The organism is Streptomyces sp. NPDC008313, from assembly GCF_042956125.1.
Classification (GTDB): Bacteria; Actinomycetota; Actinomycetes; order Streptomycetales; family Streptomycetaceae; genus Streptomyces.
Genome location: NZ_JBIBFR010000007.1, coordinates 36110 through 49858 on the forward strand (window position 1 = coordinate 36110; position 13749 = coordinate 49858).

Below are 13749 nucleotides of genomic sequence, written 5' to 3' on the forward strand. Positions count from 1 at the left end.
TGCCGGGGCGGTGCCTGACGCACCGTCGGACGTAGGCAGTGGCATGATCGGGGCACGTCCGGCCGGTCTCGGACCGCGCTCGACGAGTACCGGCAACTGAGCACGTCCTCGGGGGAGTTCCCATGCGTCAGGTGAAGCGGAGCGGTCGTCTCGTCGTGCCCGTCGGGCTCGCGCTGGCCATGCTGACGGCATGCGGCGGCGGAGACGGCGACGACGGGGCCCACGGGGGCGCGCCCCACCCCGAGGGCGGTGGCAGGAGCACTCCGGCGGCCGCCAAGTCCTACGATCCGCCGCTGAGGTTCCGGGACGAACCCGCGCAGGACATCGCCGGCGGCATCAACGAGGGGAACTGGTCCGTCGAGCTCGAGGACACCACGGCGTACGCCGTCTCCGACGAGGAGGTCCGCGCGGTGAGCGTGCTCGACGGCAGGAAGCTGTGGAGCGTGAAGGCGCAGGGGCAGCCCGCCGAGGACACCGACTACGGCACCGACGGCATCGGCGGGCCGCACCTGGTCGAGGTCGGCGGGCACACCGCGGTGCTCGCCGCGTTCTCCGTCACCGAGCCCGGCTCCGGCACGACCCCCGACCGGCCCCTGGTCGAACTCACCGCCGTCGCCGCCGACTCCGGCAAGCGGCTGTGGACCTCGACGGTCGAGCGTCCCGAGGGCAAGGAGGAGAGCGAGCCCTATGTGGCCGGGGCCGGCTCCGGCACCGCGGTCCTCACCTTCGGCGACGACACCGACGCCGTGACCATCGGCGTCTCCCTCACCACCCGCGAGACCGCCTGGACCGAGAAGGGCTTCCGCGCCTCCTTCGTCGACGGCGGGATCGCCGTCGGGCGCGGCGGTGCCGACAGCATCCTCGGCGCCGGCGCCACCGTCGAGGGCCGCGAGGTCACCGACGGAACCAAGGCGTGGACGTACAAGGACCGTCTCAACCGGACCGAGCTGACCCGGGTCGGCGACGGCCTGTTCACGGCCGTCGTCGACGCCCCCTTCGAAGATCCGAACAACTCCGGTGCGCTGCTCACCACGTCCACCGGGAAGCCGCCGGCCGGACTCGTCGCGAGCAAGGCGCTCGGGCGCCCCACCGATCTGTCCTGCTGGTCCGACGAGGACTCCGCCGTCGTCTGCAAGGCCGCGAAGGGCGTCGACGAGCGGGTGGTCGCCCTCGACCCGGGGAACTGGACGGAGCTGTGGTCCGTCGCCGGCGACGACAAGACCCGGCTCATGCCCAGGATCTCCACGATGTACCACGGGGCCGTGTACGGCACGACCGACAACGGTTCCGTGATCCTGGACGCGCGCACGGGCAAGGACAAGGCCTCGGGCACCGGCGACGCGCCGATCGAGGTGAACGGCTACGCCGGCCTGTTCGCCGGCTCACTCGGCGTCATCGAGTCCCACCGCGCGACGGGCTGACCTGCCGAGGTGGATGAAGGGCTCGCCGTTCATCCACCTGGCGGTCGGCTGAGCTGGGGTGATAGGTAAGCGATGTGACAGAGAGCCTTGGGTTTTCCACCCTGCTGCAATTGATCGACGAGCGGTCGGCCGCGTTCCGGAGTGCGGTTGCCGCCGCGCCCGGCCTCGATGCGCCGGTGCCGTCCTGCCCCGAGTGGACGGTGTTCGATCTGGTGAAGCACCTGGGTACGGGCCAGCGCTGGTGGGCCGCGATCGTCACCGCGGGGCCGGCCGGGGCTCCGCCGGCCAAGGACGCCGCGGAGGTGCCCCGCGAGCTCGAGGCGCTGCTGGACTGGTACGCCGAGTCGAACGAGCTGCTGCTGAGTACGCTGCGCGAGGCCGGCCCCGAGCGCGAGTGCTGGGCGTGGTGGAGCGCCGGCGTGTCCCCGGCGAATGCCTGGGGCGTTGCCCGGCGCCGGGTGCACGAGGTGCTGGTGCACACCTACGACGCCCAGCTCGCCGCGGGCGCCGTGCAGCCGATGCCGGCGGACGTCGCGATCGACGGCGTGGCCGAGTTCCTCGACACCTGCAACTCCACCCCGGCGGCCTGGCCGCACGAGGCCGCCACCGTCCACTACCACGCCACCGAGGGCCGCTCCTGGCTCCTCACGTTGGACGGCACCGGCGCCTGGCCCGCACCCCTCGCGGACGACGCCGCGCCGGCCTCCGCCTCAGCCACGGGCACGGCCGAGCAGCTGCTCCTCTTCGTCTGGGGCCGCCTCACGCTGAGCGACCTGAAGATCGAGGGCGACCAGCGGGTGTTCGAGCGGCTGATCGCCTGGGAGCCCGAGGAGTAGCCGGCCGAGCCGCCCATGGTGCGGACGCCGAGCCCTCAGCCGGGCCACTCACCCTTCGGCTTCGGGCTGTTACGCCAGGTCACGCACCATGCCTGCGGTAGTGCCCGGAACCGGACTTGAACCGGTACGCCCGCGAGGGGCAGCGAGGTTTAAGCTCGCCGTGTCTGCTTTCCACCATCCGGGCAGGCCATGGGCTCCGCATCAGCTGCCGAGCCTATCGGGGTGACCCCCTCCAACTGAGGCCCGTCGGGCCGAGGTTGTCTTATTTTATTGGCGTCTGATGGGCCATCAGACCAGGGTACGGGCAGTCCGCACTTGCCTGTGGCCCTTTCGGCACCCTTCGACGATGGATGCGGAATGACGGGATTTCACCGTCCGATCGGGTGGTCTTCGCAGCATCCTCACGTGGGTCCGCGACGGAATCCGTCGTCGGGGCCCGCCCGGACCCCGCCCGGGCGGGTGGGGCTTCCCGGCTCAGGGGCGGCCGTCATACCGGGGTATGACACCGGGGCCGCCGGTGCGACTCGAGGCTGCCCCCGGAACCGGAGCAGCGGCTGACTCCACGGCGGCGGGCGGACGCGACGATGGGAGACGTCCCCCGAAACGCCGTCGTCCCGTCAGGAGCACCCTCCCGTGACCACCACCCCCACCGCCGACCGGGCCACCGCCGTGGCCGCCCGTGCCACGGAACTGTCGAAGGTCTACGGGCAGGGCGAGACCCAGGTGGTCGCTCTCGACCGGGTCAGCGTCGACTTCCGGCGGGCCGAGTTCACCGCGATCATGGGGCCCTCCGGGTCCGGCAAGTCCACGCTGATGCACTGCGTGGCCGGCCTGGACACCTTCTCCTCCGGGTCCGTGCGCATCGGCGACACCGAGCTCGGCTCGCTGAAGGACAAGCAGCTCACCCGGCTGCGCCGGGACAAGATCGGCTTCATCTTCCAGGCGTTCAACCTGCTGCCCACCCTGAACGCCCTGGAGAACATCACGCTGCCCATGGACATCGCCGGCCGCAAGCCCGACCAGGAGTGGCTGGACACGGTCATCCGGATGGTGGGGCTCGCCGACCGGCTCCGGCACCGGCCCTCACAGCTCTCCGGCGGCCAGCAGCAGCGCGTCGCCGTGGCCCGCGCCCTCGCCTCCCGGCCCGACATCGTCTTCGGCGACGAACCGACCGGAAACCTCGACTCCCGCGCCGGCGCCGAGGTGCTGGGCTTCCTGCGCAACTCCGTACGCGAACTGGGCCAGACCGTCGTCATGGTCACCCACGACCCGGTGGCCGCCTCGTACGCGGACCGGGTGGTCTTCCTCGCCGACGGCCGCATCGTCGACGAGGTGGAGGGGCCCACCGCCGACGCCGTGCTGGACCGCATGAAGCGGTTCGACGCCAAGGGCCGCACCAGCTGACGAGCCGCGCCCCCGCAGGGCGCCCCGCGCCCGCGCACACCCCGCCGACGTACTCCCCCTGGACTGATAACCCCATGTTCCGTACCGCCTTGCGCAATGTCTTCGCGCACAAGGCCAGGCTCCTGATGACCGTGCTCGCCGTGATGCTCGGCGTGGCGTTCGTGTCCGGCACCCTGGTCTTCACCAACACCATCTCGGACGCCTTCCAGAAGAGCTCCGCCAAGGGCTTCGACCAGGTCGACGTCGCCGTACGGGCCGAGAGCCAGGAGGACAGCGGCGACCGCATCGGCAAGACGGCCGAGCTCACCCCCGGGCTGCTGGCCATGGCCTCCGAGGCGCCCGGCGCCGACTCCGCGGTCGGCGTCGTGAACGGCTTCACCGCGATCGCCGGCAAGGACGGCAAACTCATCGGCGGCGGCTTCGAGTCGCAGGGCGGCAACTACTGGGGCACCGACGACCCCCGTTACCCGCTCACCGAGGGGCACGCCCCGCACGGCGCCGGCCAGGTCGCGATCGACTCCGGAACCGCGCGGCGCGCCGGGTACGAGGTCGGCGACACCGTACGGCTCTCCATCGACGGCCCGGTGCTCACCCCCACGGTCAGCGGCGTGTTCACCACCGACGACGGCAACGTCGCCGCGGGCGGCAGCCTCGCCCTCTTCGACACGAAGACCGCCCAGAAGCTCTTCGACCGGGTCGGCGAGTACGACGAGATCGACGTACGGGCCGCCGCGGGCACCAGCCAGACCGCGCTGCGCGCCTCGCTCGACAAGACGCTGCCGAGGGACAAGGTCTACACGACGACCGGCCGGCAGCTCGCCGACGACCAGGCCGAGATGATCGACAGGCAGATGAGCGGCATGAAGACGGGCCTGCTGGTGTTCGCCGGCATCGCGCTCTTCGTCGGCACGTTCATCATCGCCAACACGTTCACCATGCTGGTCGCCCAGCGCACCCGGGAGCTCGCGCTGCTGCGGGCCGTCGGCGCCTCGCGTCGGCAGGTGACCCGCTCGGTGCTCCTCGAAGCCCTGGTCGTCGGCCTCGTCGCGGCCGTCACCGGGCTCGCCGCGGGCATCGGCATCGGCGCCGGGATGCGCTCGCTGATGGGCACGCTGGGGGCCACCGTCCCCGACGGTCCGCTGGTCGTCTCCTCCGGCACCGTCGCCACGGCGCTGCTGGTCGGCGTGCTGATCACGATGCTCGCCGCCTGGCTGCCCGGCCGCCGCGCCGCGAAGATCCCGCCGGTCGCCGCGATGAGCAGCGTGCACGCCAAGGCCACCACCAAGTCCCTGGTCGTACGCAACGCCCTCGGCGCGCTCCTCGCCGGGGCCGGTGTCGCCGTGGTCCTGTACGCCACGACCATGGACGGCTCGGACGGGCAGGCCCCGATGGGGTTCGGAGCGGCCCTGCTGATCACCGGTGTCTTCGTGCTGACGCCGCTGCTGTCCCGCCCGCTGATCGCGGCCGCCGCCCCGCTGCTGCGCGCCTTCGGGGTCGCCGGAAAGCTCGCCCGGCAGAACTCCGTACGCAATCCGCGGCGCACCGCGGCGACCGCCTCGGCGCTGATGATCGGTCTGACCCTGATCACCGGCATGACGGTGATGGCGGGCAGTCTGCAGAAGTCGATCGACCGGATGGCGAGCGACGCGATCAGGGCGGACTACGTCGTCGCCATGGCGAACGGCAACTCACTCGCCCCGGACGTCGAGAAGAAGCTCGCCGCCACCGAGGGCGTCACCGCCACCAGCCCGCTGCGCGACGCGCCCGCGCGCATCGACCGCGGCACCGAGTACCTGACGGGCGTCGACGGCGACACCATCGAGCAGCTCACCGACCTCACCGTCACCGGCGGCGCCTTCGACGTCGGCGGCACCCGGGTCGTGGTCGACGACACCACCGCGAAGGACCACGGCTGGAAGGCCGGTTCGGGCTTCACCGTCGCCTACGAGGACGGCGCGAAGCAACGGCTGACCGTGGCCGGCACCTACGAGGGCAACGACATGATCCAGGGCATCATCCTGGACAACGCGGCGCTCGCCCCGCACCAGAGCGATCCGGCCGACACGCAGGTCATGCTGAAGACGGAACACGGCGCGTCCGCCGCGGCCAAGGACCGGCTGGAGAAGGCGCTGGGCGACAATCCCGCCGTACAGGTCCAGGACAAGAAGGACATCTCCGAGGCCAACGCGAAGATGTTCACGCTGATGCTGAACATGCTCTACGGCCTGCTGGCGATGGCGGTGATCGTGGCGGTCCTCGGCGTCATCAACACCCTGGCCATGTCGGTCTTCGAGCGCTCCCAGGAGATCGGGATGCTGCGCGCGATCGGCCTCGACCGCAAGGGCGTCAAGCGGATGGTCCGCATGGAGTCCCTGGTCATCTCGCTGTTCGGCGGTGTGCTCGGCATCGGTCTCGGCGTGTTCTTCGGCTGGGCGGCCGGTGAGCTGCTCGCCTCCAGGATGCCGACGTACGAGCTGATCCTGCCCTGGGCGCGGATGGGCGTCTTCCTGCTCCTCGCGGCGACGGTCGGTGTCCTGGCGGCCCTGTGGCCGGCCCGCCGCGCGGCCCGTCTGGACATGCTGACGGCGATCAAGTCCGCGTAACGGCGGCGGTACGCGCGCCGGGGCCCCGTTCTCGTGGAGGAGCGGGGCCCCGGCGCGTGCACGGGCCGGGGCGCGGGTCAGTTCCAGGTGCGGGCGCGCAGCGGCATCCCGGAGGCGCCGGAGTCGGGCGGCCTGACGGCCACCACCTGGTTGACGCCGATCCGGTTGCGTTCGAAGGCGAGGACGGAGGCGGCCATGTAGAGGCGCCAGACGCGGGCACGGCCGGGGCTGGTGAGCCGGACGGCACGCGCCCACCGCGCCTCCAGGTTGGAGACCCAGCGGCGCAGGGTGAGCGCGTAGTGCTCGCGCAGGGACTCGACGTCGCGGACCTCGAACCCGGCCGGCTCCAGCTGTGTCACCGTGCTGCCGACGGGGGCCAGCTCACCGTCCGGGAAGACGTACGCGTCGATGAACGCGTCGACGTGGTACGACGACTCGTCCCGCCGCGGTCTGCGCCCGATCTGGTGGTTGAGCAGCCGGCCGCCGGGCCTGAGCAGCCGGTACAGCACGTCGGCGTACTCCAGGTACCGGGCCGCGCCGACGTGCTCGGCCATGCCGATGGAGGAGATGGCGTCGTACGGTCCGTCGTCGACGTCCCGGTAGTCCTGCACGCGGATCTCGACCCGGTCGGTCAGCCCCGCGTCGGCCACGCGCTTGCGGGCGTACGCGGCCTGCTCCTGCGAGAGCGTGATGCCGACGACGCTCACGCCGTGCTCGCGGGCCGCGTGGACGGCCATCGAGCCCCAGCCGCAGCCGACGTCCAGGAGCCGCTGTCCGGGCGTCAGGCCGAGCTTGCGCGAGACGAGTTCGAGCTTGTCGCGCTGGGCGCTCTCCAGGGTGCCGCCGTCCTCCCAGTAGGCGCACGAGTAGACCATGGACGGGCCGAGGACGAGCTCGTAGAAGTCGTTGCCGACGTCGTAGTGGTGGCTGACGGCGCGCCGGTCGCTGCGCCTGGTGTGGAGGTGGCCCGGGCGGCGCACCTCCTCGCGGGGCGGGGCGGGCGGCAGCGGGGAGCCGCCCATCCGTACGAGCCCGCGGACGGCGGCGCGCACCTCGGGGTCGCGCAGCGCCTCGGCGGTGCTCCGGGTGTCCTCGCCGCGTTCCCAGACGAGGCCGGACATGAGGTCGAGGGCGGTGTAGAGGTCGCCGTCCACGCCGAGGTCTCCGGCGACCCAGGCGCGGGCGAACCCCAGCTCGCCCGGTTTCCACAGGAGCCGGCGCAGGGCCCTGCGGTTGCGGACGACGAGGGTGGGAGCGCCGGGCGGTCCGGCTTCGGAGCCGTCCCACGCGCGGATGCGGACCGGGAGCGGGGCCCCCAGCAACTGTCCCAACAGGCTCACGAGCCGCGACGCGGCACCGGGCATGGCGACACCTCCGTGATGAGAACTCCCGGAACGCTCGACACCACGAAAACACCTCAGGGGCCCGGCGCAGTCCCGCCGCGTCGTCATGACTGGGCAAAATAGCTGCACAGGGCATGCATATGACCGGAAGAAAGGGCGTGCGGCGGCCGGGCCGCCGTGCGGGCACCGGGCCCGCCGGCGTCGGGAGCCGCCGGGCGGCGGCCGGGAGACGGCGCCCGCGCCGGGGCGGGGAACGCCGAAGGGGCCGCCCGCACCACGGATGGCGGGCGGCCCCTTCGGGGCGTTCAGTGACCGGGAGGAGCCCCGGTCGCGGGGGACGGCGACGGCCTGGCGGGCAGCCGCCGGGCAGGGGCCTGACGGATCGTCAGGAGGCCCTGGCCTTCTCCTCGGTCTTCACCGGCTCGGCCTTCGCGGCGGCCGGAGCCGGCGCGGGCTTGGCCGCCTCGTAGAACTCCTCGCGCGGCGACTGGATCGCGCCGAGCGAGACGACCTCGCGCTTGAGGAACATGCCGAGCGTCCAGTCCGCGAAGACCCGGATCTTGCGGTTCCAGGTCGGCATGGCCATGCCGTGGTAGCCGCGGTGCATGTACCAGGCGAGCCGGCCCTTGAGCTTGATCTTCACCTTGCCCACGACGATCATCGCGACACCCTTGTGGAGGCCGAGACCGGCCACCGCGCCCTTGTTGGAGTGCGCGTACTCCTTCTGCGGGAAGCCCCGCATACCGGAGACCACGTTGTCGCCGAGGACCTTGGCCTGGCGCAGCGCGTGCTGGGCGTTCGGCGGGCACCAGGCGTTCTCGTTGCCGGCCTTGCGGGCGGCGACGTCCGGCACCTGGGCGTTGTCGCCCGCGGCCCAGATGTAGTCCGTGCCCTGCACCTGGAGGGTGGTCCGGGTGTCCACGTGACCGCGCGGGCCGAGCGGCAGACCGAAGCGGGAGAGAACGGGGTTCGGCTTGACGCCGGCCGTCCAGACGATCGTGTTGGAGTCGACCTCGAGGCCGTTCTTCAGCACGACGTGGCCGTCGACGCAGGAGTCCATGGACGTGGAGAGGTAGACCTCGACCCCACGGCCCTCCAGGTGCTCCTTGCCGTACGCGCCGAGCTTGGGGCCGACCTCGGGGAGGATCTTGTCCGCGGCGTCGACGAGGATGAAGCGCATGTCCTCACGGGACACGCTGCTGTAGTACTTGGCCGCGTCGCGGGCCATGTCCTCGACCTCGCCGACGGTCTCCGCACCCGCGAAGCCACCGCCCACGAAGACGAAGGTCAACGCCTTGCGGCGGACGTCCTCGTCGGTCGTGGAGTCGGCCTTGTCGAGCTGCTCGAGGACGTGGTTGCGCAGGCCGATGGACTCCTCGATGCCCTTCATGCCGATGCCCTGCTCGGCGAGGCCGGGGATCGGGAAGGTGCGGGAGACCGCGCCCATCGCGATGACGAGGTAGTCGAAAGGCAGCTCGTACGCCTCGCCCACGAGGGGGGCGATCGTGGCGACCTTTCGGTCCTGGTCGATGGTGGTGACCCGGCCGGTGAGGACTTCCGCCTTGGGCAGCACGCGTCGCAGCGGGACGACGACGTGCCGAGGCGAAATGCTGCCGGCGGCGGCTTCGGGGAGGAAGGGCTGGTAGGTCATGTACGACCGGGGGTCGACGACCGTGACGGTCGCCTCGCCGTAGCGCATCTTCTTGAGAATGCGCCGAGCTGCGTACAGGCCTACGTACCCACCGCCTACTACGAGGATCCTGGGACGCTCCGTGGTGCTCATGCCATCGAGTATCCACCCGGATGGAGGGGGTCGCTCGTGCGCCCCTTCACAAGCATGGGCAGGGACTCTGCTACACTCCGCCGCCCACGTGATCCAGGTCATGCCGGCGCGGGGGAACCACCGCGCCTCACGGACCGTTGTCCACCCGTCGTGAGCTGCCGATCCGGTCGTCCGGACCGGGTGGACCAGTCCTCGGACGAGCACCCGTGAGCCACCTTCGAAGCGCTCCGGCGAACCCTCTCCGCACCCTTTCGCGGCCCCGGCAAGGGTCCGTGCGGGCAAATCCTCGGGCAACCGGCCCGATTTCCTTGTGAAGAACTTCACGAACTTTCCCGGCGACCCCTGATTCAGGGGGTCCACAAGGCCCTCGGACCGCGCTCATACGTTACCTGACCTGCTCAGTAGAGGCTACTGGAGAGTAGGAAAGGAGGCACAGGTCACCGGGACCGGCCCCGCCCGGGCCCGCTCCGCCGCCCTACGCCACCGACCACGCGATCCCGTCGAGGATGTCGTGCTCGCTCACCACGACCTCCTCGGCGCCGGTCCGCTCCATGACCGCCAGCAGGACGAGGGCGCCCGCGGCGATGACGTCCACACGGCCCGGGTGCATCACCGGGATCGCGGCGCGCTCGGCGTGCGTGGAGGCCAGCAGGTGCTCGGTGATCTCGCGGACGCGCGCGAGGGGGACGCGCGAGTGGTGGATGGCGGCCGAGTCGTACGCGGGCAGCCCGAGGGCGATGGCGGCCACCGTGGTGACGGACCCGGCGAGGCCCACCAGCGTGCGCGCCTCGCGCAGCGGGACCGTCCGCTCGGCGAGGTCGAGGGCGGCCTCGACGTCCGCCCGGACCGCCTCGATCTGACGGGGCGCCGGCGGGTCGGTGACCTGACCGTCGTGCACGAGGTGGCGCTCGGTCATCCGCACGCAGCCGACGTCCACGGACCGGGATGCCCGCACGTGGTCGTCGCCCACCACGAACTCCGTGGAGCCGCCGCCGATGTCCACGACCAGGTAGGGCCGCTGGAGGTCCTGGCGGCCCGTCAGCTCCTTGGTCGCCCCGGTGAAGGAGAACTCGGCCTCCTGGTCCCCGGTGATGACCTCCGGTTCGACGCCGAGGATGTCGAGGACCCCGCGGACGAAGTCGTCACGGTTCTCGGCGTCGCGGGAGGCGGAGGTGGCCACGAACCGGAGGTGCTCGGCGCCGTGCTCCTTGATGACCGCCGCGTACTCGCGGCAGGCGGCGAAGGTCCGCTCCAGGGCCTCGGGGGCGAGGCGTCCGGTGCGGTCCACTCCCTGGCCGAGCCGGACGATCGTCATCCGGCGGTCGAGGTCGACGAGTTCACCCGTCGCCGGGTCCGCGTCCGCGACGAGCAGACGGATGGAGTTGGTACCGCAGTCGATGGCGGCGACCCTGGTCATGGCCTGTGGCCTCCTGTCGTGTGCCGGGACCGCGCCCCCGGGCAGGCCCCGCGGGCGTGCGCGGTCCGGGGCGCGGGATACGCGTGGCGGGATGCGCGTGACGGGGTGGGTGTGGCGGGGTGGGTGTGGCGGGGCGCGTGTGGCGCGGTGCGCCTCGGGATACGGGGCGTCAGTCCTGGGGGTCCGTGACCACGCAGGGGCCCTTGCTCCACCACTCCGGCAGCATCGCGATCGCCTCGTCGCCGAGCGGGTTCACCCCCGGGCCCGCGGCCAGCGAGTGCGCGACCAGGACGTGCAGGCACTTCACCCGGTCCGGCATGCCGCCGGCGCTCGGGAAGCCCTCCAGCACCTCGATGGAGTCGCGGCGGGCGATGTAGTCCTCGTGGGCGGCGCGGTAGGCCGCGGCCAGCTCGGGGTCCGTCGCCAGACGCTCCGTCATCTCCTTCATGACGCCGTTCGCCTCCAGCGTGCCGATCGCCGAGGCGGCCCGCGGACACGTCAGGTAGTACGTCGTCGGGAAGGGCGTGCCGTCGGGCAGCCGGGGCGCCGTCTCCACGACGTCGGGCTGACCGCAGGGGCAGCGGTGCGCGATGGCGCGCAGTCCGCGCGGCGGGCGGCCGAGCTGCTGCCGGAAGGCCTCGACGTCCGCGTCGGTCGGCTCGGTGCTCGGGGTGGGCGGCGGAGGGGTCTGCATGCCTTGTTCTTGTTCTCTCTGGTCAGTTCGCTGAAGGGGAGCGGTCGGAGGGGACGGCCCGGCCGGGGCCGGCGGCGCGGGCGGCGCGGTCCGGGTGGTCGGACTTGTCGACGCCGTCCCAGAGGTTCGCGTACCAGGGGCGGTCGGCCGCCCTCAGGTCCGCGTGGGCCGGCTTCGCCGCGTCGGGGTCGATGACGATGAAGCCGGTCTCGCCCGGCATCACGTAGTGCAGCCGCTCCCGGATGCGCTGCTCCGCGTACGCGTCGTCCTTCCAGCGCGCCTTGAGGTCGCGCAGCTGCTCGACCCGCTCGCGCGCCTGCTCCCGCTCGCGCTGCAGTTTCGCGATGTCCGCGCGCTGGGACACGTACTGCCGCATCGGGTAGGCGAGGGCCACGACGAGCGTGCACAGGACCATCGCGAGGAGCGCGGCCCGGCCGGTCAGGCGCGAGCGGCGGGCCTGACGCTTGGTCTGCGAGCGGTAGACGCGGGCCGCGGTCTGCTCTCCGAGCAGCCGCAGCCTGGTCGTGGTGGAGAACCGGTCGCGGTCCTTCACGGCCATGAGTCCCGCCTCCCCGGCACTAGCTCTGTCCCGTCACGTACGTACGTCCCCGCACACGGTACGGGACCGAGTACGGGGACGTACGGACGACGCTGCCCAGGAGGCGGGTCAGCCCTCACCCGCTCACTGCTTCGCGGAGCGGCTGTGCCTACTGGTTCGCGGAGCGGCCGTGCCTACTGGTTCGCGGAGCGGCCGTGCCTACTGGTTCGCGGAGCGGCTGTGCCTACTGGTTCGCGGAGCGAAACCGGGGGAACGCGCTGCGGCCGGCGTACACCGCGGCGTCGTCGAGGATCTCCTCGATGCGCAGCAGCTGGTTGTACTTGGCGACGCGGTCCGAGCGGGCCGGGGCGCCGGTCTTGATCTGGCCGCAGTTCACGGCGACCGCGAGGTCGGCGATGGTGACGTCCTCGGTCTCGCCGGAGCGGTGGGACATCATGCACTTGAAGCCGTTGCGCTGGGCCAGCTCGACGGCGTCCAGGGTCTCGGTCAGCGAGCCGATCTGGTTCACCTTCACGAGCAGGGCGTTGGCGGAGCCCTCCTCGATGCCGCGGGCGAGGCGCTCGGGGTTGGTGACGAAGAGGTCGTCGCCGACGATCTGGACCTTGTCGCCCAGCCTGTCGGTGATGGTCTTCCAGCCGGCCCAGTCGTCCTCGAACAGCGGGTCCTCGATGGAGACGAGCGGGTACGCCGCCACGAGCTCCTCGTAGTACTCCGTCATCTCGGCGGCCGAGCGGGACTTGCCCTCGAACTCGTACTTGCCGTCCTTGTAGAACTCGGACGCGGCGACGTCGAGCGCGAGCGCGATCTGCTCGCCGGGCACGTAACCGGCCTGCTTGATGGCCTCGACGATGAGGTCGAGCGCGGCGCGGTTGGACTCCAGGTTCGGGGCGAAGCCGCCCTCGTCGCCCAGGCCGGTGGACAGGCCCTTGGTCTTCAGCACCTTCTTGAGGGTGTGGTAGACCTCGGCGCCCCAGCGCAGGGCCTCGGAGAAGGTCTCCGCGCCGATCGGGGCGATCATGAACTCCTGGATGTCCACGTTCGAGTCGGCGTGCGAGCCGCCGTTCAGGATGTTCATCATCGGGACGGGCAGCAGGTGCGCGTTCGGACCGCCCAGGTAACGGAAGAGCGGGAGGTCGCTGGCCTCGGAGGCGGCGTGCGCGACGGCGAGCGAGACGCCGAGGATGGCGTTGGCGCCGAGCGAGCCCTTGTTGTCGGTCGCGTCCAGGTCGAACATGGCCTGGTCGATCAGGCGCTGCTCGGTGGCGTCGTAGCCGACGAGCTCCGGGCCGATCTGCTCGATGACGGCGAGGACCGCCTTCTCGACACCCTTGCCGAGGTAGCGGTTGGGGTCGCCGTCGCGGAGCTCGATGGCCTCGAAGGCACCGGTGGACGCACCGGACGGAACGGCGGCACGACCCGTGCTGCCGTCGTCGAGGCCGACCTCGACCTCGACCGTGGGGTTGCCTCGGGAGTCCAGGATTTCCCGGGCTACGACGACGTCGATGGACGGCACGAGCATCTCCTTCTGGGATGTGACGCGGGTACGCGGTGCCGCTGGGGCCCGCGGGGCACGGAGCCGCGGTCGGCTCCGCGACATGAGCCTAACCGGCCCGGGGCGATCGGCCAGCCGGTCGACCACCCCTTGGGCAGAACCGAGAGTAAATTGTTTCCGAACGGAACAAAAACCGG

At 71.6% G+C, this 13749-nt stretch carries 10 protein-coding genes and 1 tRNA gene; 4 read left to right on the plus strand and 7 right to left on the minus strand.

From position 1 onward, the window contains the following. The first annotated feature begins 122 nt into the window (after positions 1–122). Both ACFY93_RS11430 and ACFY93_RS11435 read left to right on the plus strand, forming a co-directional pair. Complete coding sequence (locus ACFY93_RS11430) at positions 123–1421, plus strand: PQQ-binding-like beta-propeller repeat protein (protein ID WP_391356340.1); 1299 nt, start codon at positions 123–125, stop codon at positions 1419–1421. 74 nt (positions 1422–1495) lie between these two features. Then, positions 1496–2257: a maleylpyruvate isomerase family mycothiol-dependent enzyme gene (locus tag ACFY93_RS11435; RefSeq protein WP_391356342.1), complete on the plus strand. Its 762-nt coding sequence runs from the start codon at positions 1496–1498 to the stop codon at positions 2255–2257. 101 nt (positions 2258–2358) lie between these two features. Here ACFY93_RS11435 and ACFY93_RS11440 read toward each other — a convergent pair. After that, a tRNA-Leu gene (locus ACFY93_RS11440) sits at positions 2359–2441 on the minus strand. Positions 2442–2890: 449 nt separating this feature from the next. On the opposite strand from ACFY93_RS11440, the gene ACFY93_RS11445 reads away from it, so the two are divergent. Together ACFY93_RS11445 and ACFY93_RS11450 are read left to right on the plus strand one after the other, a co-directional pair. Beyond that, on the plus strand, positions 2891–3661 hold the full coding sequence (locus ACFY93_RS11445) for an ATP-binding cassette domain-containing protein (RefSeq protein WP_391356344.1): 771 nt from the start codon (positions 2891–2893) through the stop codon (positions 3659–3661). Between the two features lie 74 nt (positions 3662–3735). Next, the gene (locus tag ACFY93_RS11450; RefSeq protein WP_391356346.1) at positions 3736–6264 is read left to right on the plus strand and encodes an FtsX-like permease family protein; all 2529 of its coding nucleotides are present in this window, start codon (positions 3736–3738) and stop codon (positions 6262–6264) included. Positions 6265–6341: 77 nt separating this feature from the next. Here the strand turns inward: ACFY93_RS11450 and ACFY93_RS11455 are convergent, their stop codons facing one another. The 6 genes from ACFY93_RS11455 to eno form a co-directional block, all read right to left on the minus strand. Next, positions 6342–7628 carry a class I SAM-dependent methyltransferase gene (locus ACFY93_RS11455; protein ID WP_391356349.1) on the minus strand — a complete coding sequence of 429 codons (1287 nt, stop codon included), beginning with the start codon at positions 7626–7628 and terminating at the stop codon, positions 6342–6344. A gap of 364 nt (positions 7629–7992) precedes the next feature. Beyond that, positions 7993–9390 carry an FAD-dependent oxidoreductase gene (locus ACFY93_RS11460; RefSeq protein ID WP_391356351.1) on the minus strand — a complete coding sequence of 466 codons (1398 nt, stop codon included), beginning with the start codon at positions 9388–9390 and terminating at the stop codon, positions 7993–7995. A 475-nt stretch (positions 9391–9865) separates the two neighbouring features. Further along, a complete protein-coding gene (locus ACFY93_RS11465) occupies positions 9866–10807 on the minus strand; it encodes an exopolyphosphatase (protein WP_391356353.1) in 942 nt (313 codons plus the stop codon). 169 nt (positions 10808–10976) lie between these two features. Beyond that, entirely contained in the window at positions 10977–11501 is a 525-nt protein-coding gene (locus ACFY93_RS11470) for a DUF501 domain-containing protein (RefSeq protein WP_391356355.1), read from the minus strand. Positions 11502–11523: 22 nt separating this feature from the next. Further along, positions 11524–12060, minus strand: coding sequence for a septum formation initiator family protein (locus ACFY93_RS11475; RefSeq protein WP_391356356.1), 537 nt, complete (start codon positions 12058–12060; stop codon positions 11524–11526). Between the two features lie 223 nt (positions 12061–12283). Beyond that, complete coding sequence (gene eno / locus ACFY93_RS11480; protein ID WP_391356358.1) at positions 12284–13579, minus strand: phosphopyruvate hydratase; 1296 nt, start codon at positions 13577–13579, stop codon at positions 12284–12286. Between the last annotated feature and the right edge of the window lie 170 nt (positions 13580–13749).

Coding starts and splice junctions, on each gene's coding strand:
- ACFY93_RS11430 (WP_391356340.1), top strand. CDS start 123: ATGCGTCAGGTGAAGCGGAGCGGTCGTCTCGTCGTGCCCGTCGGGCTC.
- ACFY93_RS11450 (WP_391356346.1), top strand. CDS start 3,736: ATGTTCCGTACCGCCTTGCGCAATGTCTTCGCGCACAAGGCCAGGCTC.
- ACFY93_RS11455 (WP_391356349.1), bottom strand. CDS start 7,628: ATGCCCGGTGCCGCGTCGCGGCTCGTGAGCCTGTTGGGACAGTTGCTG.
- ACFY93_RS11460 (WP_391356351.1), bottom strand. CDS start 9,390: ATGAGCACCACGGAGCGTCCCAGGATCCTCGTAGTAGGCGGTGGGTAC.
- ACFY93_RS11465 (WP_391356353.1), bottom strand. CDS start 10,807: ATGACCAGGGTCGCCGCCATCGACTGCGGTACCAACTCCATCCGTCTG.
- ACFY93_RS11470 (WP_391356355.1), bottom strand. CDS start 11,501: ATGCAGACCCCTCCGCCGCCCACCCCGAGCACCGAGCCGACCGACGCG.
- ACFY93_RS11475 (WP_391356356.1), bottom strand. CDS start 12,060: ATGGCCGTGAAGGACCGCGACCGGTTCTCCACCACGACCAGGCTGCGG.
- eno (WP_391356358.1), bottom strand. CDS start 13,579: ATGCTCGTGCCGTCCATCGACGTCGTCGTAGCCCGGGAAATCCTGGAC.